Origin of the sequence: Yinghuangia sp. YIM S09857, assembly GCF_051388915.1 — a bacterium.
GTDB lineage: Bacteria > Actinomycetota > Actinomycetes > Streptomycetales > Streptomycetaceae > Yinghuangia.
Genome location: NZ_JBPKBH010000011.1, coordinates 131,398 through 153,807 on the forward strand (window position 1 = coordinate 131,398; position 22,410 = coordinate 153,807).

Sequence of the window (22,410 nt, forward strand, 5' to 3'; positions counted from 1 at the left end):
CCGCCGCCCGGTGTGTCCGTACCTCTGTCCCGGGCCGCCGCGCCCGCGGCCCCCGCGCAGGGGAGCTCGGCCGCACCGCCGCCCGCCCCCGCCGCGCCCGGCAACGCCGTGCGCGTCGCGCTGTGGGGGGCCAGCGGCAGCGGCAAGAGCACGTACCTGTGGGCCCTTCCACGCGCTCTGCACGGCAACTCGGGTCGCTCGGACGGCTGGACGATCACCCCGCTGGACGACGCCTCGCGAACCTACCTGTCGGAGGCCGAGACGGGACTCGTGGTGAACCGTGTGCTCCCGCAGGGCACGCTCTCGTCGTGGAGCGTGCGCTGGCTCCTCGCCCGGTCCTCGCGGCGCCGCCTCAGCCTGCGTCCCGGCCCCGCCTCGCGCATCCTGCTCACCGTCGAGGACCGCCCTGGCGGCGACTACCGGGACGCCTCGGACGCGGCGGTCGCGCAACTGGCCGACGCCGACGCGATCGTCTACCTGTACGACCCGGTCCGCGACTCGCGTGAGCGCAACGAGACCTTCCAGGCGTTCAGCAGCACCCTGCGCGCGGTCAGCACCCGCCTTCTGGGCACGGGACGGTTGCGCGAGGACGGACGCCTGCCCCAGCATCTGGCCGTGTGCGTCACCAAGTTCGACGACCCGGCGATCTTCGACCGGGCCTGCCGCGGGCACTGGGCCACGCAGAGCGACACCAAGCCCTATCTGCCGCGCATCGCGGACCGCTACGCGCACGATTTCTTCGCGGAGTTGTGCAAGTCGACGGGCGGCACCGGCGAGGAGGTGCGCCGCCTGATCCAGGACAGCTTCGTGAAGGAGCGCGTCCGCTACTACGTGACCTCGTCGATCGGCTTCAACCTCGACCACGAGGACGAGTTCGACCCCGACGACTACGGGAACCTCGACCACGAGCCCACCCCCGAGCGCGGTCCGGGCCGCCCCGGCGCCGACACCGCGGGGCAGTACCGCGAGCGGCTGCGCTCGATCCCGGTTCCGGTCAATGTCCTCGAACCGCTGGTGGACCTCGACCGCCTGGTACGCCGCGAGCGCAGCGGCAGCCGGGCGGCCGCGTGGTCCGTGGGCACCGCAGGGAGGCGGTCGTGACGACGCTGGACGCCCACTGGGCGTACTGGAGCAAGGAGTCCGGGGACGAGCAGGACTACCGGGTGCTCGCGTGCAGCACCGGGGAGCCCGGCCAGTTCACCGCGGCGGTGCAGGCCGAGAACCCGGGGACGCCGCGGACCGAGGAGTCCGGGCGGCCGGAGTCGCTGCCGTGGGTCGTCTTCGGCGGGCACGACGAGTCCGAGGGGGCGTTCTGCAACCTCGCGGTCATGGACTGGACCGAGCGCGCCGACTGGACCAACCGCCGGATCACCGCGACCACGTGGGTCACCGTGCCCTACTCCGAACTGAGTTCGCGCGGCGCGGAATACGGCGACCTCTACGCGGCCGTGCTCTCCGCGTCGATGCAGGACGGCCGCCCGCTCACGCTGAACCTGCCGGACGAACCCGCCCGGTACTCGGGCCGGGCCGGCTCCGGGGTGCAGGGCGGTGCGGGGGCGCCGGGTTCGAGCGCGCCGCTGCTGTACTGGGCCGCCGGGGTCGCCGCGCTGCTCCTGGAGGGCCGCGTCGTGGTCACCGGGGCGAGCGGCACCGACACCGTCGACCGCATCGCCGCGATCGACGCGGTGTGCCGGATGCTGCCGTACGGCTACCGCGCCGGGTTCAGCGCCTCCACCTGGGCGCCGGTCCCCGAACAGGCGTGGCAGCGGCTGTGCTTCGGGGAGTACTCCGGAGAGGGTCTGGTCCGCGTGGCCTGGGGGTCGCGCGTGCCGCGTCCGACCGGTCCGGTGGCGCGCCGCTACCTCGATCTGCTCACCGGGCACCTCGACGCGGGCGAGGCCGACCGGGTGCTGCTGTGGCTGCGCCGCAACGCGCGGAGCCGCCCGTTCAGCGAACCGAACCGGGCGCTGGAGGTGTTGGAGGCGCTGACGCTCGCCGAGATGGTGCTCGCCGAGGTGCGTTCCGGCCAGGGCGACCCGGACCGGGTGATCAAGGCGCTGAGCCAGAAGGGCGTCGAGTCGTTCGACGAGGAGTCGCGGCGCAGCCTGTTCACCTTCCTGTTCGAGCGACGCGACCCGGCGCTGTACCCGGTGATGGCCCAATACCCGTGCGCCGAGCTGACGGAGGCCGCGGCGGTGGCGCTGCACCGGGCCATGGCGCCGGCGGCCGCCGGGCCGGGCGGCAGCGCATCCGACGCGGAAGTGGCGGGAATCGTCGAGACGTTCGTCGTACCCGCCTGGGAGTGGGAGCAGAGCCGCGCGGACGCGTTCGCCGCGCGCCTGCTCGCGGTGCCCCACGAGTACGGCGTGCCCCACGAGTTGGTCGACGCGTGGGTGGCGCGCTTCGGTGCGGCGCCGAAGCGCGAGTGGCCGCAGGTGATGACCGCGCTGCTCGGGACGCCGCAGGTCGGTTTGGCCGCGGTGTGCCGCTGCGCGGAGAAGCGGCCGAAGTCGCTGGGCCGCCTGATCGGGCTGCTGTCGGAGACCGGAAGCGCGCCGTGGCTGACGGTGCTGCGCTGGGCGATCGACCTGCCGAACCCGGGCACGGGGGCGGCGGGCACGCTGGCGCAGGCGTTGCGGCAGTGCCCCTCCGTGGCGGTCCAGACGTTCCGTTTCGCCGTCGCGTACGCCCGGTTCGAAACGCTGCCGCTCGCCCTCTGGCAGGAGTGGCTGCGCGTGGCCGCCGACGACCGTCTTCCGGAGCACGCCGAACTCGGGGGCTGGGTGGGCGACTACGACCCGCTCGGCGACGAGGACGCGACAACGCGCGTGTCGGCTCTGATGGGTTTGCTTCTGTGCCTGTACGGGCGGCAGTTCGCCCCGCCGATCGCGGACACCGCGCGCGAGTACGTCGCCGAGCTCACCGACGCCGGAAAGCTATTGCCGCGCGGCCTGGGCACCCGCCTGGACGACCTTCCGGTGCGCATGCTGCGCGGCATACTGCGGGCGCAGCAGGACCAGCCCGACAGCGGTCCGCTGACGGTGGCGATACTGCTGGGCGCACTGGACCGGGTCGACGACCTGGGGCCGAAGGCCTGCGGGTTCCTCGCCGCCGAAGCCCTGGACTCCGCGGGGCGGTTGCGGCCGGGCGTCCAGGAGGCGCTGGCCGCGGAGGGCGGCGGCGAGTCGTGGCGCCGCCTGGTCGCGGGCATACCCCAACTCGCTTTGGCGCTACGCCTCGGGCAGTTGGAACAGGACGCCCGTGGCGGTCGGCCGACCGAGGAACTGGCGGGCCACTGGGCGTGGTTGCAGGCCCAGTCACCTGCCGAGGCGGAGCCCGACCCGAACGTGCGGCACGCGCTGGAGTCGTGGTCCGGGCTGCGGAAGCAGGGGGCGGCGTACGACCTGGTCCTCGAAGTCCGCGCGACCCTGCTGCGGGAGTACGGCTGGACGGCCCGGCAGGGCGACGTATGGCTGGCACGGACCGTGCGCGCGATACTCGCGCAGGACTGGCTGGGCCGGAACGCGGCGGACAAGCTGCGGCACACGTTGCGCGAGCGGCGCGAAGCCGCCCGTGCGGAGGAGCAGTTGCTGACCGCGATGCTCGGGGACGCCTCGACCCGACCGCCGGCCCGGCAGGCCCCGGCTCCGACCGCGGCTCCGGCGGCACCGGCCCAGCCCGCGGCACCGCCGCCCGAGGGGCCGCCGCCCGCCCGGCGTCGTGCCGAGGCGCAGGGCGAGGAACGGCGGCGGGGCGAGGCGGTGACCGCCGTTTTGCAGGAGGCCCGCGGGCGCGGCGGGCACCACTCGACCGAGTGGTCCGACACGCCGTGGTACCGCAGTCGGCGTGCCCTGCTGTCCGCGACGGTCGTGCTGGTGCTGACCGCCGTACTGGTGGTCCTGTTCGCCACCGGCGCGTTCGGTGCCGCGGGGACGCCGAGCGGGGCGGTCGACCCCTCGGGCGGGACCGGGAACGGAAGTTCGGCCGGGACATCCGCGGTGAGCCCTGCTCTGAACCAGGCCGTGACGCCGGGCGCGCCGGTATCGCCGGCGTCGGTCGGGGGGCCGGCCGTGCCCCTCAACCCCGAACCGCTCCAGGCCTCGCTGGCCTCCCCGATAGCGCTGTTCGCGGCTCTCGTGGCCCTGTGCCTGCTGCTGTACCGCCGCCCGCGCTGGTCCGGCCAACTGACCATGCGGGTACGGCGGGACGACGGCCCGGGATACCAGGTGGCGGCCGTCCTGACCCCGGACCGCCTCGGCCGCGCCTTCGCCGAGGGCGACACCGAGAACCCGGGACTGCTGCAACTGCCGGGGGCCAGCGCCCGGATCAGGGTGAGCGCGCGGCGGTCGTGGCGGCACATGCGCCAGGTCGACCTGCTGGTCCGGGTGCGCTTCGCCGACACCGGGCGCCGCGACGCGGTCCGCTGCCCGGTCGGCGGCCGGCGCATGATCCTGGGCCTCGACATGCGCCACGACCCGGCCCCCGCACCGCAGTCCGCGGAGGCGGCGCCGCCGCATCCGGCTGCCGCTCCCCCGCCCCCGCCGACTCCGGCGCCGTACCCCTATCCGCCGCGGCAGGAGCAACCGACGACGCGGATCGCCGCGTTCCCCAACTCCTCGCCACCGCCCGCCAATCAACCGCCGACGCTGCACTACCCGCCGGGGTACGTGCCGCCCGACCCGTACGCCTCGGGCGAGTTCTCCGGCGGCCCGGAGACCGGAGGCCCCGGCCGCTGGCCCAACGACTGACCGCGCCCGCGGCGGACTTCACATCCTCGGTCGACGTCACACCCTCGGTCGACGTCACACCCTCGGTACACGTCACACCCTCGGTACACGTCACACCCTGGGTCCGAGGAAGAGTCCGCCGCTGGCGTCGATGACCTGACCGGTCACCCACCGCGCGTCGTCGGACGCAAGGAAGGCGACCACGTCCGCGACGTCCTCGGCCCCGCCGAGCCGATCGAGCGCCGTCGAGGCGGTGATGAGGGCGGTGAGCCCCGGCGCGTCGAACACCGCCCCGTTCGTCGGGGTCCGGGTGGCACCAGGGGCGACCGCGTTCACCGTGATGCCCCGAGCCCCGACCTGGTTGGCGAGGGTACGGGTCATCGTCTCGACCGCGCCCTTGGTCATGGCGAAGGAGGTCTGCGCCGGGTTCGCCATCCGGGTCGCGGCCGACGAGACGGCCACGATGCGGCCGCCGTCGCGGAGCAGCGGCAGAGCACGCTCGACGATGAAGTACGGCGCGCGTACGTTGACCGCGAACAGCCGGTCGAACTCCTCGCGCGTGGTGGTGCCGATCGGGCCCGCGGGCGGGGCGGCCGCGTTGTTGACGACGATGTCGAGCGGCCGTCCCGCGAGACCCGCCTCGACCCCGGCGAACAGCGTCTCCACGTCGCCCTCGACGCCCAGCCGGGCGCCGACCGCGAACGCGGACCCGCCGTCGCGTTCGATCGCCGCGACGGTCGCCGCCGCGCCCTTGTCGTCCGTGCCGAAGTGCACGATCACCCTGGCTCCGTCCGCCGCCAGCCGCACCGCGATCGCCCGCCCGATGCCGCGCGATGCGCCGGTCACGAGAGCAGTCCTGCCGGTGAGATCACCCATGTCGAGCCGCCAATCCTGGGAAGCAGTCGTGTGAGCTTTCGCGTGCGCCGCGGTGCGGGTCGCCGCGGTGCACGAAATTGCGAGTCCCTACCAATGTGGTAGTGACTATCAGTACGGTAGGGTCTACCACATGACCGACCGGCACTCAACCCTGCGGGCCCGGCGTCGGGCGGAGACGCAGCGCAGCATCCAGGCACACGCCGTCCGTCTGTTCGGCGAGCGCGGATTCGACGCCACGACGGTGGCGGACGTCGCCGAGGCCGCGGGCGTCTCGCCGATGACGGTGTACCGACACTTCCCCACCAAGGAAGACCTCGTACTGGCCGACGCAAGCGGTCAGTTGGTAGCCGAGCAGATCGCCGCGACGCCCGCCGACCAGCCGTTCATGCGCCGCATCGCCGCGGCGCTCGTCGGCGCGGCCGGGCACCTGAACGGCGGCGCGGCGAACGACCCGGGCTCCGACCGCGGGTTCCTGCTCGCGCGCACTCAACTGATGATCACCACACCGGCGTTGCGCGCCCGTCACCTCGACAACCACTACGCCCTGCAACAGGCCGTCGTGGGCGCGCTGACCGGCGAATCCGCCGACCCCGACGAGGTGTTCCGTGCGCAGGCGGCCGCCGGAGCCTGCCTGGCCGCGATGCACACCGCCCTGGTGCGCTGGGCGCAGGACGACGGGCGCTCGGACCTCCCGGAACTGATCGCCCGTGCCCTCACGGCGGCGTTCGGGGAGGACGCGGTGTGACGCGCCGCGCGCCTACGGCGCGATCTGGTACCTCAGTGCGGCCTCCGCGGGCGCCGGGCCGTCGACCGAGGCGAGTCCGCCCTTCGCCTGCGCGTTGGGAACCTGGACGTACGACTCGCGCGTGTTCGCGTCGCCGATCCGGCTGAAGTCCAGCGGGGCCATCACCCCGTCCGAGTCGAACGCGTTGATGCCGTGCAGCGCCGCCACGATGCCCTGCCTGGTGAGGTCCTTCGCCTCGCACGCCTTGCGCATCGCCTCGCCGAACACCCGGGCGGTGACGTACCCGAAGGCCACCCCGTTGTCGACCGCGGAGCCGGGGAACTTCCCCTCGTACGCCTGCACCAGGCTCTGGATGCCCGCAACCTGCGAACTCGGTGTCTGCACCGAGTTCATGAGGTAGAAGTTCCGCTCCAGCGCGGCCTTGGCCGGGGTGGTCAGCAGTTGCGGGGCGAAGCCCGGGTTGCTGGAGACGATCGGCACATTGAGACCGGCGGCGGCCGCGGTGCCCGCGAGCGACGCCGACTGCTGGGGGCCCGCGCTCATCAGAACGGCCTTGACACCCTGGCTCTTGAGCGCGGCGACCTGGGCCGCCATGTTGGAGTCGGTCGGCTTGATACGGTGCTCCATCAGCGTCAGCCCGGCCTCCCGGGCCGCGAACTTGGCCCCGGCCAGGGCGTTTTCGCCGTACTCTCCCTCGAAGTAGACGTGCCCGATCTTGTCGCCGGCGGCCACGCGCCTCTCGCGGAGCAGGTAGCCGACCCCGTTGATCATCTCGATGTCGTAGGTGGCGCCCACGATTTGCACATACCGTTCCTTGAGCATGGTGGACGGCCAGGCCGCCGGGATCGCCAGGAGCGCGTCCCGCTCCAGGCTCGGCAGCACGGCGGTGACCACGGAGGATCCCAACAGCTGGGGTATCCCGACGATTTGCGGAGAGATCTCGTCGTACGCGGCGACACCCTTGGCCACGTCGTATCCGTGGTCGCGCACGAGGACGCGGACATCGCGGCCGCAAATGCCGCCGGAGGCGTTCACCTCGTCGAAGTAGAGTTGCTGGGCCTGGGTCAGGCTCTTGCCCAACGTGGCGTACACGCCGGTGAGATCGGTCAGCGCGCCGACCGTGATGGTCGTGTCGGTGACACCCGGGCCGGTGAGGACACCGTCCGGCGGATCCCCCGACCCGCTCGACGTGGCAGAGTCCGCGTTGCATCCGCTGGTCGCGAGCACGGCACCGACGAGCAGCGCCACCAGGGCGGAGACGCGGCGTTTGGCGGGTGGCTTCATGGGGTGGACTCCTCGGATGAGCGGCGGGCCGCGACAGGTCGTGTCGGCGCGCGTCAGGGCACCTTTCCGTTTGCGGTCGGGGAAGGTCTGCACGTGCCGCGGAGCCGGACCGTCGAGCACGGCCCGTACCGCGGCAACGAGTGGGGTAGATGCTCTCTGCTCTTGCGCCCGGAAATCGATAGGCTGAGGACTAGGTCCGTGGGCAATGCGCTGTGCCGGTGCACAAATGCCGCGCGCGAGCCGACGGTGCCGCAGTCACGCCCTTTTCGCCCCGGTGGCGCGCCTCCTGACACCGGGGACGCTCCCCCGGCGACTCGCCACTCAGGCGTGGAACCTGCCCAACACCTCCTCGGCCTCGCGCATCATGTCCGCGACGATCTCGGCCGCGGGGCGGATGTCGCGGATCAGGCCGACGCCCTGGCCCATCAGCCACGGGAGTTGCTCGCCGTCGGCAACCGTGCCCGGCACCGGGAGCATCACGTCGAAGCGGCGAAGCGGAGTGTCGAGGCCGAGGAACACCGTGCGGCCGATCTCGTCGGCGGTGTCGCGCTGCGCCGCCACCTCCGGAAGCCGGTCCCCCCACTCGTCGACCAGGCTGTTGCGGTGCAGTCGCATCGGGTTGAACTCCGGCCACTCCGGGCCGTAGATCGAGGTGAGGACGGCGTCCGTGCCGACGGCGGCGACCAGGCGGCGGTGGTGCTCCGGGTGCACGTGCGCCTCGGCCGAGGCGACCATGCGGGTGCCGACCCACACGCCGTCCGCGCCCAGGCACAGCGCGGCGGCGACCTGGCGCCCGTCGGTGATGCCGCCCGCGGCGAGCACGATCGCCCGGTCGCCGACCGCGTCGACAACGGCCGGAACGTTGACCAGTGTGGGCAGTTCGCCGAAGTTGTGGCCGCCCGCCTCCTGCCCCTGCGCGACCACGACGTCGACGCCGTCCGCGACGGCGGCCTCGGCGGCCGCGACCGATCCCACCTGTTCCCACACCGAAACCCCGGCGTCCGTAAGGGTCTTCAACTGGTGCGCGGGCGGATGCCCCCAGTGGAACGACGTGATGGGCACCTGTTCCTCGGCGCACACCGCGACCTGCTCCTCGTTGCCGAAGTACGTGATGAGGTTGACGTTGAACGGGCGGGCACCCACACGGGCCTTGATCGCGCGGATCGACGTGCGCAACACGTCGGGCGGCAGCACGCCGACGCCCAACGCGCCGATGCCGCCGGCGTTGGTGACGGCGATCGCGAGTTCCGGGTCTTCCCCCGCGAACGCCATACCCGCGCAGGCGAACGGGTGGCGGCAGCCGTAGCGTTCGGTCAGGCGCGTGGCCAGAACGGTCATGTGTTCCCCCAACTGCTGTAGCCGAAATGGGCTTTCCGGGTGCTCGTCGCGATTGCGGTGGAGCGGCGGTCTTGCGGGGGTGCGGAGTGGTGCGCGGCCGAAGCTCGTAGGCGGTCGTACCCGGGCACGGGGCGGGCCACCCCCGTAATTCGGATCCGGCCGGTGGGGCAGGCGGGCCGGCCCGGCGGCGCGACACGTGCGCGACCGTATCGATCACTCGACCGAGTGACGTCGCGAGGCAATCCGAGGATCACGCCGCGTCGTTGTCCACTGTTGTGGAGGCAGCACTGTGTGCCGTCGGCATCGAACGCCGCGGCCTCGGTGGTGGCCGTCCACCCGACGTCGACACCGACCGCACATCCGAGGGGCCCACGCATGACCTCCGCGCAGATGCCCGCGCGTCCGGGGCGGCACCGGCGCACCGAGGCGCCCGCCGTCCCGCCTCCGATCAGCGAGCCAGCCGCCCCACCGCCTTTGGTGGCTCAACCCGCGGTGCTTCAGCCCGCCGTGACTCAGCCCGGGGCAGCTCAGCTCGGGACAGCTCAGGCCGGCACAGCTCAACCCGGGATGGCGCAACCGGGCGCGATGCGGCCCGTCGCGGCGCATCCGGCGGCGCTGCAACCTGCCGCGATGCACCCCGTCGCGGTCCAGACCGGGGGCCGCCAACAGGCCGTCCACCACCCCGTCGCGCATCCGCCGCTCGGGCCGCACGGCGCCGCGCAGCGGTTCGCCGCCGACGCCGTACGCGCCGCGGTGGACGCGCTCGCGTTCGCCGAGGCCCAGTGGGACTTGGAGGCGTGGCGCGCCGCGCACGCCGCGGCTCTGGACCTGGTGGTCCTGCTGGCCGCGATCGGCCCCGGTCCGGAGGTGCTGCTCAACTCCGCCGCGGCCACTTTGGACAACGCCCGTCGCCTGGTCGACAGCGGCAACACCCAAGGAGGAGAGGTGGGTTCCGTCCCGACCGCGCCGGTTCCCTGGTAGCAGGGGAACAGCTCAGAGGGCGGCGGCCTGCTCCTGGAAGTACGCCCGCTGCGCCGGGTAGTAGTCGTCGAACTCGGGCCGCGACGTGCCCTCTCGGGACGCGGCCAGCATGTCCAAGTAGTACTCCCAGCCGGGCCCGACCTCGCCCGCGGCGTCCGCGTCGGGCAGGTGGTGCACGAAGCGCAGCTCGGTGCGGCCGTCCTCGGTTGCGGCAAGCAGCAGTTGGATGTGCCAGGCGCCGAAGTCGTCGGCGGCGGACAGCTCCAGCCGGGTCGGCGGCTCGCACGCGTCGATCCGCATGTCCGACCACGGGGCCTGGTCCTCGTACGCCAACTGCACCTTGATCGTACGGCCCGGCCCGGCCTCGCCCTCCCAGCGGCCGTACCAGCGCGCGGTCCGCTCGGGGTCGGTGACGCTCGCCCACACGTCCTCGACGGGTGCGCGGAACGTGCGGGTGAGGACCAGGTCGACACCGTCGCCGGCGCGCACGAGCCGTCCGGTGGGCTTGGGAATGCGGGTCATGCGTTCTCTGCCTCTCCTGGGGTGACGGGCCCGCGGGGCGCAGCGGGTTGCCCCGGCGCGGCGCGGTCCGGCAGCACCGGGCTGGACTCCGACGAGGAGACCGAAGCCGGGTCCACGGCGGCGGCGCGGCGCTCGCGGCGCGTCCGGTACACCTCGGTCTCCAGCGCGTCCAGCCGCTGCTCCCAGCCCGACGCCCGGGCGAACCCGGCGATCCAGTCCGCCAGTTCGTCGAAGCGTTCGGGCTGAAGGACGTAGTAGCGGTGCCGCCCGGCGAGTTCGTCGCGGACGAGCCCACTCTCCCGCAGCACCCGCAGATGGCGGCTCACCGCGGGCCGGCTGATCGCGAACCGCTCGCTGATCTCACCCGCGGACAGCCGCGCGTCGCGCAGCAGCTCCAGGATGCCCCGGCGCACGGGATCGGCGATCGCCGACGCTATTTCGTCCACACCGGAAAGCGTAACCCATTGGTTACGTTTCTGGCGAGGCGGCTGCCGGAATCCGGTCGCGGATGTCCGCGACCATGTCGGTCATGGCCGTTCGGAAGACCTCGGCCTGGTGCTCGCCCAGGAACCCGGTGTGACCGAACACCTCCAGGACGACGAGCCCGATCAGGTGCCCCCACGCACTCATGAGCAGAGCCGTCGCGGGCGCCGGAAGCCCGGATTCGCCCGCGGCCGGCATCCGTTCGAGGAAGGCTCGGAACTGTGTCGAGAGCACCGGGCTTTCGGCGGCCGCGAGTTGCTCCCGTGTGAAGTCCCCGAAGATCTCGCGCTCGAATATCGCGGCTGTCCGACGCACCGCCTGCGTCGTCGGGCCGTCCTGCGGTGCGGCGTAGCCCCGCAGCGGTGTCCCGTACAGGAGTTGGAACCGCTCGGGGTTCGCGGTCGCCCAGAGGCGGTACGCCTCGGCCGCCACCACCGCCCGCGGCGGGTCGGCCGCGGCCCCGTCCCGGTTGCTTTCCCCGGGCTCACCGGCGGTCCCCTCGGGGGCGGCGTCGACGGCGGCCTGCACCGCGTCGGCCAGGTCGTCGTACGCCTTGGCGATCAGCACCGTGACCAGGTCGTCGCGGCTCGGGAAGTAGTGGTAGAGCGCCTGCACGGTCATCCCGAGGCTGCGGGCGACCGCGCGCAGGGACAGCGCGGCGGGCCCGTGCTCGGCGATGTGGCGCTCGGCGGCGTCCACGATCTCCCGGGTCGCGGTCGCCCTGCGGCGTTCACGCAGCGACGGGGACGGAGGCTCGGCGGAGCCGGGCGCGGCGGCTGCCCGGGCGGATGCGGGCGCGGCGGGGCGTACGTCTGCGGACATGCAGCGACGGTACGTCGGCGCGCCCTCCTGTGCACCGAGAACTTGCTTTGTGTGCGAAAAATCTGACACTGCCAGATCTTCCGGATCCTCGTTAACGTCGTCGACGGCGCCGCCAAGGCGCCGCCGCCCCGCCTCTCGCGGGACGCGGATTCCTCGAACTCCCCGCCGGGCACCGTGCCCCGGCTCCCCCATGCCCGCGACCGGCCGCATGCCGTCGTCCCCCACCGCACCAACGCAACGAACACAAAGGAGTCAGCGCGTGTTTGAGCGCATAGCCGACCTGGCGATCCGACGGTCCCGGCTGGTCCTCGTCGTCGCCGCCGTGCTCGTGGCCCTCATGGGCGCGGCCGGCGCCGGAGCGTTCGGCAAGTTGCAGGGCGGCGGCTACGACGACCCCGCCTCGGCGTCCAGCCGCGCCGACGAGGTGATCGGCGAGAAGTTCGGCGGCGAGACGAACCTTGTGCTGCTCGTCCGCACCGCCGAGGAGAGCGGCCGGATCGACACCCCCGAGGCCCGGCGCGACGGCCTCGCTCTGGTGGACCGCCTCAAGCAGGAGCCGGACCTGATGAACGTGGTCTCCTTCTGGGACGCGGACACCCCCGGCCTGCGCTCCGAGGACGGCCGCGAAGCGCTCGTGCTCGCCCACGTCAAGGGCGACGAGATGGAGCGCGACGAGAACGCCAAAGGCATCATCGACGCCTACACCGGCACCTATGAGAATGCGCTGACCGTCCAGGCGGGCGGCGGCGCCGCGGTGACCACCGAGATGGGAGAGCAGTCGGGCAAGGACCTGCTCCTGGCCGAGGCCATCGCGGTGCCGCTGACCCTCGTCCTGTTGCTCGTCGTCTTCGGCAGCGTGGTCGCGGCCCTGCTGCCGCTGGTGGTCGGGATCATCGCCATCGTGGGCACGTTCGCCGAGTTGTTCGTCCTCGGCAGCGTCACCGACGTCTCCATCTTCGCCGTCAACCTCACCACCGCCCTCGGGCTCGGCCTGGGCATCGACTACGCGCTGCTGATGGTCAGCCGGTTCCGGGAGCAACTCGACGCCGGGGCAAGCGTGGAGGAGGCCGTCCGGCACACCGTGAACACCGCCGGACGCACAATCGCCTTCTCCGCGGCGACAGTTGCCGCCGCACTCGGCGCGCTCCTGGTGTTCCCGCAGTACTTCCTGCGCTCGTTCGGCTACGCCGGGGTGGGCGTCGTCGCGATCGCCGCCGTCGGCACGCTGTTCGTCATGCCCGCGCTGTTCATGCTGCTCGGACACCGGGTCAACAGCGGCCGGCTGCCCTGGGCGAAGCGGAAGGCGAGCGCCGGGACGCGGGCACCGCTGTGGGGGCGCCTGGCCCGCACGGTCATGCGGCGTCCGGCGCTCACCGCGCTCCCCGTCCTCGCGGTCCTGCTGGTCGCGGCGAGCCCGCTGCTCGGCATCACCTTCGGCACCCCGGACGAGCGCGTGCTGCCCGAGGACGCCGAGAGCCGCCGGGTCGCGGCGGTGCTGCGCGAGGACTTCCGGGGCAACGACGACGCGGCCCTGCACGTCGTCGTCGACCAGGCGGTCGGGCAGGCGCCGTTGGCGTCGTACGCCGCCTCGCTGTCCGGGCTCGACGGCGTCGTCCGGGTGGAGACCGGAGCGGGCACGTACGCCGCCGGGCAGTCCGCCCCGACCGCCCCGGGCAACCCCGCCCTGGGCCGCGCCGACGCGCAGCGCATCACCGTGGTGAGCGGCCTCGCCCCGAAGTCCGACGCGGCGCAGCGCCTCGTCGACGACGTACGGAGCGTCGAACCACCTGCGGGAACAAGGCCGTTGGTCGGTGGCGCCGACGCCGTGCTGGTGGACGCCAAGGACTCCATAGCGAGCCGGCTGCCGATCGCGGTGGCGCTGGTCGCCCTCACCACGTTCATCCTGCTCTTCCTGTTCACCGGCAGCATCGTCCAGCCGCTGCGCGCGCTGGTCCTCAACATGGTCAGCCTGGGCGCGACCCTCGGCGTGATGACGTGGATCTTCCAGGACGGCAACCTCTCGGCGCTGCTCGGCTTCACCGCGCAGCCGATGGAGGTGTCGATGACGGTGCTGATGTTCTGCATCGCGTTCGGCCTCTCGATGGACTACGAGGTGTTCGTGACCAGCCGCATCAAGGAACTCCACGACCAGGGCGCGGACAACGGGACCGCGGTGGCCGACGGGCTCGGCCACACCGGCCGCATCGTCAGCGCGGCGGCGTGCCTGCTCGCGGTCAGCTTCTTCGCCTTCGGGACGGCCGAGTTGAGCTTCATGCAGATGTTCGGCCTGGGCAGCGGGCTGGCGATCCTCATCGACGCGGTGGCGGTACGCGGGGTCCTGGTGCCCGCCGCGATGCGCCTGCTGGGCCGTTCCGCCTGGTACGCGCCGCCGTTCCTGCGGCGGTTCCACAGCCGGTACGGACTGAGCGAGACCGCCTCGGCGTCCGCGCGGGTTGTCGAGCCGACCTCGGCCACTCCCGAACCGGCCGTCAAGTCGCAGTAGTTCGCTGACCCGTGGTTCCCGGTGCGCCGATTCCCTCCTCGGCACACCGGGAACTGACCGTGTTCAGGCGACCTTTGGCTGCGGCTCGGTCGCTCCGTCGCGCTCCGGTTCGGCGGCGCCGTCGAGGTGCTCGCGGAGGTCGGTGAGGATGCGGTTCAGCAGCCGGGAGATGTGCATCTGGGACAGCCCGAGGCGGCGTCCGATCTCGCTCTGCGTCAGGCCGTCCCAGAACCGGAGCTTCAGGATGCGCTGGTCACGGCGTCCGAGCTCGGCGATCAACGGCCGGACGGACTCGCGGAAGTCGACCAGGTCCAGTTCCGGTTCCTCCGCGCCGATCCGGTCCGCGAGCGCGGCCGCGGTGCCGCCGGGGGCCTCGGCGGCGGGCGTGTCGAGCGAGTCGACGGAGTACGCGCGGTCGGCGTCGCGGCCGTAGTCCACCTCCTCTTCGGCGATGTCCAGGTGCGCGGCGATCTCGGCGCTCGTGGCCTCGCGTCCCAACTGCTGGTGGAGGGTGTCGGCCGCCCGGGTGGTCGCCAGGAACAACTCCTGTTGGCGGCGGGGCACATGGGCGGCCCAGCAGGTGTCCCGGAACAGCCGCTTCACCTCGCCGCGTATGGTCGGCAGCGCGAACGACGCGAAGGCGATGCCGCGATCCGGATCGAACACGTCGATCGCCTTGATCAGACCGACCGTTCCCGTCTGGAGCACATCGTCGCGGGCCGCTGCCCGGTTCTTGAGCCCGCGTACGGCGAACCGCACCAGCGACAGGTTCAGTTCGACCAGCCGCGCGCGCACCCGGCTGTACTCGTCGGACGCTGCGTCGAGGCGGCGCAGTCGGCGCAGCAGCGCGTCACTGGCGGTACGGGCCTGGCGCGCGTCGAGCGCGCGGATCTCGTCCGCGCTCCAACTCAACGCCTCGTCGCGGACTTCACTGCCGGTATCGTCGGCGCCTGCGTGCGAGTCGGGGTCCGGCGGGGGCTCGCAGGACGCCGCGGAGTCGCCGACGCGGGTGGTCGTGTGCGCGCTTGCGGGGATGTTCGCCATGAGAACCCGGCTCCTTCCGCGGAAATCCGGCCATCGGCCGCGTATGTCGGAGGTGTGTGGGAGGCATGTCGCTATGTTTCGTTTTGTGTCGAGGGTGCGGTCCCCGGCGTTCCCGGTCGCTTCAGGAGCGGCGGACGCGGGCATCGCCTCGCATGCCCGTCCAGGTGGCCGAGACAACCGCCCGGCACGGTCGGCCCGATCATGGGCGCGTAGGTTCGCGTACCCGCTCGTCAGGTCCCAAACGCATCAAAGTGCCAGGTTTCGCGCGCACCGACGAGATGTGGGCGTTGCGGCGACCGGCAGTAACGCGACGGCGACCAGGGGTGCCAACTATCAAGTTGCCACGTGGACTGCCAGGCTGTCTCCGGGGCGGCGTGGCCGATGCGGGCGCGCGTTGCGGCTGTTCGGCGGCCGCGCCGTGGCCCGGCCCCGCGGCTGGAACCGATTGGCCGACGGCTCCACGGGTAACCGGCGGACGCGGGACGGATCCCCCAGCCGGATCCACCGCCCCCGAGTCGCGGGCCCGCACCGCCCTTCCGCGAGGGCGCCGAGTCGGGGAGCGCCGCTGTTGCCCGACGCGCTGCCACGCGACACGTTTGGCGCCCGGCTGCCGCGCGTCTGCCGCTCGACGCCACTAGACCGACATCACTCGACCGACATCACTCGATACTGTGGAGGACGGACCACCGATGAACTGGGGCCCCCACACACTCGTCCTCGACCTCGACGAGACCCCGGGGGCGGTGCGCCGTGCGCGCGACCTCACGACGGACTTCCTCAGGGAGTGCCCCGGCCCCACGGTGGCCCGGGAGACGGTGCGGGACATCGTGATGGTGGTGGCCGAGCTGGTCTCCAACGCGTACCGGCACGCGCCCGGCCCCTACCGGCTGACGGTCTCGGCCGAGCCCGACCGGGTGGCCGTGGCCATGCGCGACGGCGGCGAGACCTGGCTCGCGGCCGTGCCGGACGCGCGGCCCCCCGGTGGCTTCGGGCTGCTGGTCGTACGCCGCCTCAGCCGGACGCTGGACGTGGAGGTCGTCCCCGGGGGCAAGGTGCTGACCGCGATCGTCCCGCGTGACCGTGCGTGACCGGGAGTTTCCGAACGGGAAGCACACGAACCAGTTTCCGGTGGTCCTTGACGCCCGTCGTACCGCCGAGGATGGTGGAGAGAAGTAGGCGCCCACCCGACACGCCGGGAAGTTCGTGGGGCACGAACGAACCGGCCCGGTTTGCGTGCCCGAACTCCCGGGCAGTCGTCGACGGTTCCGGGCCTGCTGGGTCCGCCGCGCCGAGGAGGAAGCCGTGTCCGGCAGGGTCTTCGGAAGTCGACGCACGCTTCACGGCAAGCTCGTCGCCGTTCCCCTCGTGGGATACCCGGGGGCCTTATTGGGCTACGTGGTGCACGCAGGGGCACCCGAACGGTTCTGGCTCGACTTCGCGATTGCCATGAACTGCGTCGGAGTGCTCGGCGCTTTCGCCGCCGCGCTCGCCGGAACCGCCGGTCTCCGCAAGCGCGTTCCCGACGCCGGTCCGGCCAGGAACGTCGCGGTCGGGCATGCGCTGCTGAACGTCTTCGCGTTCGTCCTGTTCACCGTCAACCTCGGGGTGTACGCCGGGCGTTGGGGCGACGGCGCGGGCGCGGGGGCGTCGGCGGGCGTCACCCTGAGCGCCCTCGGCCTGGCCGCGGCATTCGGCGCCTTCGGAATGGGGCGCTCGCTGGTCACGGACCACAACGTGGCGGCGGGGGTTGACCGCGGGCTCGACGGCGGGGTTGACGGCGTGCTCGACGGCAGTCGGTGACGCGGCAGTCGCGGGCGCGGGGTCCGCGGCTTCCACATTCACTGCGGCCTCCGCGACGTCCGCGATCGCTGCGGCCCCCGCGGCCTCGGCGACGTCCGCGACCTCCGCTGACGAAATGCCGGGTGGCGCGGTCGCTGCACCGAACCCCGGCAGCGACTGAAACCTTGCGTCGCACTCCTGCCGGCCGAGGAGGTCCGCGACCGGGCCCGCTGACCCGCTCGCGGGCGGCGTGCCCGGGCGGCCCGGCATCCGCCGGTTTTCCCCGGTCGCTGCCGGGTATCCGCCGGCCGGGCGCGGTCGGCGCGGTGCCGGCCGCGGATCACGCGCTCGGGGCAGGGAAGGCGCCATGACCACTCCCCCTCCGCGCGGCGTGCCCGCGGAACAGCGTTCGCTGCTGCGTACCGCCTCCCCCGATCAGGACGCCGACGCGGCCCGGCAGCCCATGCTGGCGGTGCTGAGCGACCGCCGTACGTTCGACGCCGGTTGGCTGTTCGAACGCAAGCTCGACGGCGTGCGAGTCCTGGCGGTCCGCGACGGGCACGGCGCACGCCTGCTGTCCCGAGGCGGGCACCCGCGCAACACGACGTACCCCGAAGTCGCCGAGGGACTCGCCGAACAGTCGTGCCCGCGGTTCGCCGTGGACGGCGAAATCGTCGCAATGCACGGCGGCCGCACCGACTTCTCGCTGCTCCAGCAGCGCAGCGGGATCACCGACCCACGCGTCGCGCGGGCGAGCGGGATCAAGGTCTTCTACTACGTGTTCGACCTGCTGAGCGTCGACGGCTTCGACACCACCCGGCTCCCGCAGCGCACCCGCAAGGCGCTGCTGCGCGACACCCTGGACTTCACCGCGCCGCTGCGCTTCACCCCGCACCGGAACCACTGGGACGAAGCGATGCTGGCGGACGCGTGCGCGCGTGGCTGGGAGGGGCTGATCGCCAAGCGGGCCGCCGCGCCGTACGTGCGCCGCCGCTCGCCCGACTGGCTCAAGCTCAAGTGCGGCGGAGGCCAGGAGTTCGTGGTCGGCGGCTACACCGACCCGACCGGCAGCCGCGTTGGGTTCGGGGCGCTGCTGCTGGGCTACTACCAAGCAGGTCGGCTGCGTTACGCGGGCAAGGTCGGCACCGGGTACGACACGAAGACCCTCCTGGATCTCGCGGGACGGCTCGAACACCTTCGCACCGAACGCTCGCCGTTCGCCGACCCCGTCCGCGAAAGGGCTGTCCACTGGGTACGGCCGGAGTTGGTGGCGCAGGTGGGGTTCAGCGAGTGGACGCGCGACGGACGGCTGCGGCATCCACGGTATCTGGGGCTTCGGGACGACAAGCGGCCCGAGGAGGTCGTACGCGAAGGCCCGGGACGCACGTAGCCGACGTCCCCTCGGGGCGTGGGACGGCGGAGAGACCCTGGCCGCATCCGCCATCTCCCGTGGCGTGGCGTCCGCGTCCGCTCCGGCCCCTGACCGCCCGTTCAGGGAACGCCCGCTGACGCAAAGTCATGCACCGGTCCGCGCGGGGATCTTGGCGACGACACGCGTATCACTCGTGCAATCGAACGCCTCGCCCCCCATGATCGAGAGCGGACGAGCACCCCGCTCGCTTCTCCGGAACCATCCGCACGTACGCCGCCGCAGGAGCCGCCGATGCAGTCCGCACCCGAAGGCCGTTCCGACGCGTCCCCGCTCGCGTCGTACGTCGAGTCGTGGAATCCCGGACCGGTCACGGACACCGACCCACTGCGCACCGAACCGGTCGCTGCGCTGTCGGCCGTCCTCGACCTGCCCGGCCCGGTCGCGAACGCCGGGGATCCGCTGCCTCCGCTGTGGCACTGGCTGCACTTCCTGCGCTGGCCCGCGCAGGCCGACCTCGGCGCCGACGGCCATCCCCGGAACGGGCACTTCCTACCGCCCGTCCCGAACCGCCGCCGCATGTTCGCGGGCGGCCGCTGCCGGATCGACGAACCGCTCAGGCTCGGCGAACCTGCCGAGTGCACCGCAAGTCTGGCGTCGGTCGCCGTCAAGCACGGACGTACCGGCGACCTGCTGTTCGTCACCGAACGCCGGGAGTTCCGACAACTCGGCCGCGTCCGCCTCGTGGAAGAGCAGGACATCGTCTACCGTTCCGGCGACAGCGCGGCTCGGCACCCGCACGAAGTCGACGACGCAGCCGTGCCCGAAGCCGACGACCCGTGGCAACTCCCCCTCCGCCCGACCTCGGCGCTGCTGTTCCGCATGAGCGCCCTGACGGCCAACACACACCGCATCCACTACGACGAGCCGTACTGCCGGTCGGAGGAGGGCTACCCCGGATTGGTCGTCCACGGACCGCTGTTGGCTCTCCTCATGTTGGAACTCCCCCGCCGCCACGCTCCCGAGCGCCGCGTTCGCGACCTCGCCTACCGACTCCGAGCCCCGATCTTCGCCGACGAATACCTCATCGCCTCCGGAACCCCGCTGAACGGGACGGCCGTTCTGCGCGTCGCAACCCAACGCGAACACGAACACGCGACAGGATCGGTGACGCTCGCCTGACTGGCGACAAACACCTTCGGCATCGTCCCCGACACCCACCATCGACAGCGTCAGCGTCCTCGACGCCGCTCACCGGGCTTGCGATGGCGTGTCAGGTCGGGCGGCGGCCGGACTTCGTCAGTCGGGCTACCACGTGGTGGCGCAGGAGTCCGGTGAAGCCGGCTGCTTCGATGCGGGCGGCGAGTTGGGCCGGGTTGGTGCCGAGGGCTTCTGCGGTGGCGACGAGGTCCCAGTTGTGGGCGTGGAGACGGGACAGCAGGTAGCCGCGGCGGACCTGGGTGGAGGAGAGTCGAAAGGTCTTGCAGTAGGCCAGTTGGCCGTCGGCGGACGTGATCAGTTCGCCGATGTGGTTCTCCTCGTTGAGGCGGAACGACGGCAGTATGCGGGACAGGGTGAACTCGCCCAGGTTGTAGACGCGTTCGTACGTGTAGGCGTCCTCGCCCAGCAGTCCGGCGGCCATCGAGTCGTCATGGAACCTGGCCCAGTCGTCGAATTGCCGGGCGGCCTCGGCGCGCAGGTCCGCGAACGAGGAGACTCGGTCGGCGTCGATCGAGGCGTTGAAGTCCGGCACGGACGCGACGTACGTCGTGTAGTGGAACAGGACTTCGCCGTACAGGTCCTCCATCAGCGTGGCGTGCAGCGCGCGGTAGTCGGCGGGGTGGGGGACGACGAACATGCCGGCGAGGGCGTCCGCGACGTAGAGTGCGACGCCGCACTGGCCCGGGTGGATCTCGAACACGCGGAGGGCGTCCGCCAGTCCACGCACCCACGCACCGCAGTACGCCTCCTCGACGCGCGGCGAGAGTCCGTGCCGGACCGCGGCGTCCGTCCATTCCTCCCACACGATCTCGGGACCGCCGAAGTGCAGGGCGAGATAGCCCTCCATCGCCAGGTGCATGGGCAGGAACCGCAGGCGTCCGGGGGCGACACGGCGCGCCAGGCGGCGGATCGCGCGACCGGATGTGGGGAGCTTCACGCGGCGCGGCTGTACGGGCCGCTCCTGGAGCTGGGTACCGAACGCCGCGGCGGGCTCGGCGTGTTCGCCCCAAGAGGCGACGAACGCGTGGGGGATGTAGGAGCTGTAGGCGGTGCCGTCGCCGACGTCCACGACGGACGGGTCGCCCACTTCGTACACGCGCCGGTCCAGGCGCAGTCCGGCGACCGGCGCGTCGCGTACGAGAGGCACGAGCCGGATCGCGCCCCACACCTGAGCGGGGCGTACGGTAAGCCCGGTCAGCGCGAAAGTGCCTGTCTTCACCGTGACTTCCCTCCCGCCAGGAAGCGCTGCCGCCTCGCCGTCAGATAGTGGTCGAGTTCGCGGAGGCCGGCACGCCCCTCCGCGAAGCGGGCCAGCTCCACGAGCGTCGGGACGTCCTCCGCGTCCCGGACGCCCACGGTCGGCACCGTCGCCGCCAACCCCTTCACCCCGAAGTCGTCGGCGTCGTAGACCGGGTTCAGGTGGACCACGGACGTCGCACCGGCCGGGTCCAGGCGCGTGCGCCACACGCGCAGGACCTCGGACGCAAGCCCCGGGGGCGCGTTGTCCCAGCCGTCGGAGATCACAATGAGCCGCTCGGGCCGGAGTTCGAGCCCGTCGATCAACCGCTCCCCGAGCGGCGTGGGACCCGACGGACGCACCATCAGCGGATCACGCGCCCCGGACGTCCACAGCGCGGTGTACGTACCCGCCAGCGCTTTCAGCAGGTAGTGGCAGCCAAGCGCGACCGCAAGTGGACGCTGCCGCTTGGCCGTCGAGCCGAACGAGGAGAAGCTGTCGTCGAGAACGGCGACCACGTGCCCCCAGGTTCCTGCGGCCCGGCCGACCACCCGGAGTGCGGCCGCCGTGAGTGCGTTGTGCAGTTCGTCGTGCCGACGAGCCCGGACCTCGCGGGTCAACGACAGGACGTACGAGGCCAGTCGGGTCAGCGGCATCGTCGCCAGGTCGGCGCGTACGCCGTCCACCTTGAGCCGTTCGCCCGAGTCCTGAAGTCGCAGGCGCTCCAGGCGGGTCAGGCGCGGGGCGATGCCGCGCAGGAACTCGGCCCGCGCCACGCCGTGCCGGGCGGCGAAGCCCTCCGCGACGGTGTACGGAAGGTCGTACAGCGCACGCCGTGAGTAGTGGGCCTGACGCCACGTCTCGAACAGCGGGGTCTCGAAGCCCTTGACCTTGCGCAGCGGGACGAACAGCAGCGTGCCCGTCTCCCCCGGCACCGGCAGATGGGCGTGCCGGGCGGCGGCCTTCGCGCCGGCGCGGTACTTCACGGCGTCCAGGGCGGGGTCCGGACGCTGTGCGATCCAGTCGCGCATGATGGCGCGCGTACGGCGGTTGTTGGCGCGCAGGCGCGCCAGTTCGCGGAACAGCCGGTAGACCCGCTGCGGCGCCATGAGTTCGAGGCGGCGGGCGATCAACGCCCCTTCGCGGCGGCGGATGTCCGGCGGCAGTCCGCGGCTCGTGCGGAGCAGGTTGCGTACGATCAGCGCCGCGTTGTGGTCGTTGATCTCAAGCGCCAGGGAAGCGGCGTACAGATCGCGGTAGTTGCCGAGCATGTATTCGTGCAGGAACGCGAGCGACATGTGCTGTTCGTACTCGCTGTCCCGGAATTCGCGTTGCCCGGTCGAGGTGACGGCCGCGTTGACGAACAGCACGACGTCCTCGCACGCGACCCATTCGCGGCGCTCCACACCCGCCTCCCTTGTCCACCGGACGCAAAAGGCCGGCCGGGGAATGGAGGAGCGAACAGCGAGGGATCGCTTA

18 protein-coding genes are annotated in these 22,410 nt (G+C 72.3%); 9 read left to right on the forward strand and 9 right to left on the reverse strand.

From position 1 onward, the window contains the following. On the forward strand, window positions 1-1,101 hold a 1,101-nt coding region (locus ACRX5S_RS23660), incomplete at its 5' end, for a hypothetical protein (RefSeq protein WP_436775064.1). Beyond that, window positions 1,098-4,748, forward strand: coding sequence for a hypothetical protein (locus ACRX5S_RS23665; protein WP_436775065.1), 3,651 nt, complete (start codon window positions 1,098-1,100; stop codon window positions 4,746-4,748). The genes ACRX5S_RS23660 and ACRX5S_RS23665, both read left to right, overlap by 4 nt. Window positions 4,749-4,838: 90 nt before the next feature. Here ACRX5S_RS23665 and ACRX5S_RS23670 read toward each other — a convergent pair whose 3' ends face one another. Then, window positions 4,839-5,603 (reverse strand): SDR family oxidoreductase, encoded by a 765-nt coding sequence (locus ACRX5S_RS23670; RefSeq protein ID WP_436775066.1) that lies wholly within the window; start codon window positions 5,601-5,603, stop codon window positions 4,839-4,841. A 130-nt stretch (window positions 5,604-5,733) separates the two neighbouring features. Between ACRX5S_RS23670 and ACRX5S_RS23675 the strand changes: the two genes are divergently transcribed. Continuing rightward, entirely contained in the window at window positions 5,734-6,348 is a 615-nt protein-coding gene (locus ACRX5S_RS23675) for a TetR/AcrR family transcriptional regulator (RefSeq protein WP_436775067.1), read from the forward strand. A 12-nt stretch (window positions 6,349-6,360) separates the two neighbouring features. On the opposite strand, the gene ACRX5S_RS23680 is transcribed toward ACRX5S_RS23675, so the two are convergent. Further along, window positions 6,361-7,632, reverse strand: coding sequence for an ABC transporter substrate-binding protein (locus ACRX5S_RS23680; protein ID WP_436775068.1), 1,272 nt, complete (start codon window positions 7,630-7,632; stop codon window positions 6,361-6,363). Window positions 7,633-7,953: 321 nt separating this feature from the next. Further along, a complete protein-coding gene (locus ACRX5S_RS23685; RefSeq protein WP_436775069.1) occupies window positions 7,954-8,970 on the reverse strand; it encodes an NAD(P)H-dependent flavin oxidoreductase in 1,017 nt (338 codons plus the stop codon). Between the two features lie 630 nt (window positions 8,971-9,600). On the opposite strand from ACRX5S_RS23685, the gene ACRX5S_RS23690 reads away from it, so the two are divergent. Continuing rightward, window positions 9,601-9,951, forward strand: a complete 351-nt coding sequence (locus tag ACRX5S_RS23690) for a hypothetical protein (protein WP_436775070.1) — start codon at window positions 9,601-9,603, stop codon at window positions 9,949-9,951. A 12-nt stretch (window positions 9,952-9,963) separates the two neighbouring features. On the opposite strand, the gene ACRX5S_RS23695 is transcribed toward ACRX5S_RS23690, so the two are convergent. From ACRX5S_RS23695 to ACRX5S_RS23705, 3 genes are read right to left on the reverse strand one after another with little or no spacing between them, the layout of a single operon-like run. Beyond that, window positions 9,964-10,473, reverse strand: a complete 510-nt coding sequence (locus tag ACRX5S_RS23695; protein WP_436775071.1) for an SRPBCC family protein — start codon at window positions 10,471-10,473, stop codon at window positions 9,964-9,966. Next, entirely contained in the window at window positions 10,470-10,919 is a 450-nt protein-coding gene (locus ACRX5S_RS23700; protein WP_436775072.1) for a metalloregulator ArsR/SmtB family transcription factor, read from the reverse strand. The genes ACRX5S_RS23695 and ACRX5S_RS23700 overlap by 4 nt, the downstream gene beginning before the upstream one ends. Before the next feature lie 22 nt (window positions 10,920-10,941). Next, window positions 10,942-11,778: a TetR/AcrR family transcriptional regulator gene (locus tag ACRX5S_RS23705; protein WP_436775073.1), complete on the reverse strand. Its 837-nt coding sequence runs from the start codon at window positions 11,776-11,778 to the stop codon at window positions 10,942-10,944. 259 nt (window positions 11,779-12,037) lie between these two features. Here ACRX5S_RS23705 and ACRX5S_RS23710 point away from each other — a divergent pair, with 259 nt between their 5' ends. Beyond that, complete coding sequence (locus ACRX5S_RS23710; RefSeq protein ID WP_436775074.1) at window positions 12,038-14,281, forward strand: MMPL family transporter; 2,244 nt, start codon at window positions 12,038-12,040, stop codon at window positions 14,279-14,281. A 63-nt stretch (window positions 14,282-14,344) separates the two neighbouring features. On the opposite strand, the gene ACRX5S_RS23715 is transcribed toward ACRX5S_RS23710, so the two are convergent. After that, window positions 14,345-15,325 carry a SigB/SigF/SigG family RNA polymerase sigma factor gene (locus ACRX5S_RS23715; RefSeq protein ID WP_436775075.1) on the reverse strand — a complete coding sequence of 327 codons (981 nt, stop codon included), beginning with the start codon at window positions 15,323-15,325 and terminating at the stop codon, window positions 14,345-14,347. Between the two features lie 689 nt (window positions 15,326-16,014). On the opposite strand from ACRX5S_RS23715, the gene ACRX5S_RS23720 reads away from it, so the two are divergent. The 4 genes from ACRX5S_RS23720 to ACRX5S_RS23735 all read left to right on the forward strand — a co-directional run bounded on the left by ACRX5S_RS23720 (window position 16,015) and on the right by ACRX5S_RS23735 (window position 19,655). Further along, a complete protein-coding gene (locus tag ACRX5S_RS23720; RefSeq protein WP_436775076.1) occupies window positions 16,015-16,413 on the forward strand; it encodes an ATP-binding protein in 399 nt (132 codons plus the stop codon). A gap of 214 nt (window positions 16,414-16,627) precedes the next feature. After that, a complete protein-coding gene (locus tag ACRX5S_RS23725) occupies window positions 16,628-17,125 on the forward strand; it encodes a DUF2231 domain-containing protein (protein ID WP_436775077.1) in 498 nt (165 codons plus the stop codon). Window positions 17,126-17,471: 346 nt separating this feature from the next. After that, window positions 17,472-18,494: a non-homologous end-joining DNA ligase gene (gene ligD, locus ACRX5S_RS23730; protein ID WP_436775078.1), complete on the forward strand. Its 1,023-nt coding sequence runs from the start codon at window positions 17,472-17,474 to the stop codon at window positions 18,492-18,494. A gap of 273 nt (window positions 18,495-18,767) precedes the next feature. Beyond that, window positions 18,768-19,655 (forward strand): hypothetical protein, encoded by an 888-nt coding sequence (locus ACRX5S_RS23735; RefSeq protein ID WP_436775079.1) that lies wholly within the window; start codon window positions 18,768-18,770, stop codon window positions 19,653-19,655. 91 nt (window positions 19,656-19,746) lie between these two features. Here ACRX5S_RS23735 and ACRX5S_RS23740 read toward each other — a convergent pair whose 3' ends face one another. Next, window positions 19,747-20,913 carry an ARPP-2 domain-containing protein gene (locus ACRX5S_RS23740; protein WP_436775080.1) on the reverse strand — a complete coding sequence of 389 codons (1,167 nt, stop codon included), beginning with the start codon at window positions 20,911-20,913 and terminating at the stop codon, window positions 19,747-19,749. Further along, on the reverse strand, window positions 20,910-22,337 hold the full coding sequence (locus tag ACRX5S_RS23745; protein WP_436775081.1) for a hypothetical protein: 1,428 nt from the start codon (window positions 22,335-22,337) through the stop codon (window positions 20,910-20,912). The genes ACRX5S_RS23740 and ACRX5S_RS23745 overlap by 4 nt, the downstream gene beginning before the upstream one ends. Window positions 22,338-22,410: the final 73 nt, after the last annotated feature.

What these genes read in the sequence shown, in the direction of transcription:
- ACRX5S_RS23715 (WP_436775075.1), bottom strand. Translation starts at nt 15,325, where the DNA reads ATGGCGAACATCCCCGCAAGCGCGCACACGACCACCCGCGTCGGCGAC.
- ACRX5S_RS23720 (WP_436775076.1), top strand. Translation starts at nt 16,015, where the DNA reads ATGAACTGGGGCCCCCACACACTCGTCCTCGACCTCGACGAGACCCCG.
- ACRX5S_RS23695 (WP_436775071.1), bottom strand. Translation starts at nt 10,473, where the DNA reads ATGACCCGCATTCCCAAGCCCACCGGACGGCTCGTGCGCGCCGGCGAC.
- ACRX5S_RS23675 (WP_436775067.1), top strand. Translation starts at nt 5,734, where the DNA reads ATGACCGACCGGCACTCAACCCTGCGGGCCCGGCGTCGGGCGGAGACG.
- ACRX5S_RS23685 (WP_436775069.1), bottom strand. Translation starts at nt 8,970, where the DNA reads ATGACCGTTCTGGCCACGCGCCTGACCGAACGCTACGGCTGCCGCCAC.
- ACRX5S_RS23670 (WP_436775066.1), bottom strand. Translation starts at nt 5,603, where the DNA reads ATGGGTGATCTCACCGGCAGGACTGCTCTCGTGACCGGCGCATCGCGC.
- ligD (WP_436775078.1), top strand. Translation starts at nt 17,472, where the DNA reads ATGACCACTCCCCCTCCGCGCGGCGTGCCCGCGGAACAGCGTTCGCTG.
- ACRX5S_RS23690 (WP_436775070.1), top strand. Translation starts at nt 9,601, where the DNA reads ATGCACCCCGTCGCGGTCCAGACCGGGGGCCGCCAACAGGCCGTCCAC.
- ACRX5S_RS23735 (WP_436775079.1), top strand. Translation starts at nt 18,768, where the DNA reads ATGCAGTCCGCACCCGAAGGCCGTTCCGACGCGTCCCCGCTCGCGTCG.
- ACRX5S_RS23705 (WP_436775073.1), bottom strand. Translation starts at nt 11,778, where the DNA reads ATGTCCGCAGACGTACGCCCCGCCGCGCCCGCATCCGCCCGGGCAGCC.
- ACRX5S_RS23680 (WP_436775068.1), bottom strand. Translation starts at nt 7,632, where the DNA reads ATGAAGCCACCCGCCAAACGCCGCGTCTCCGCCCTGGTGGCGCTGCTC.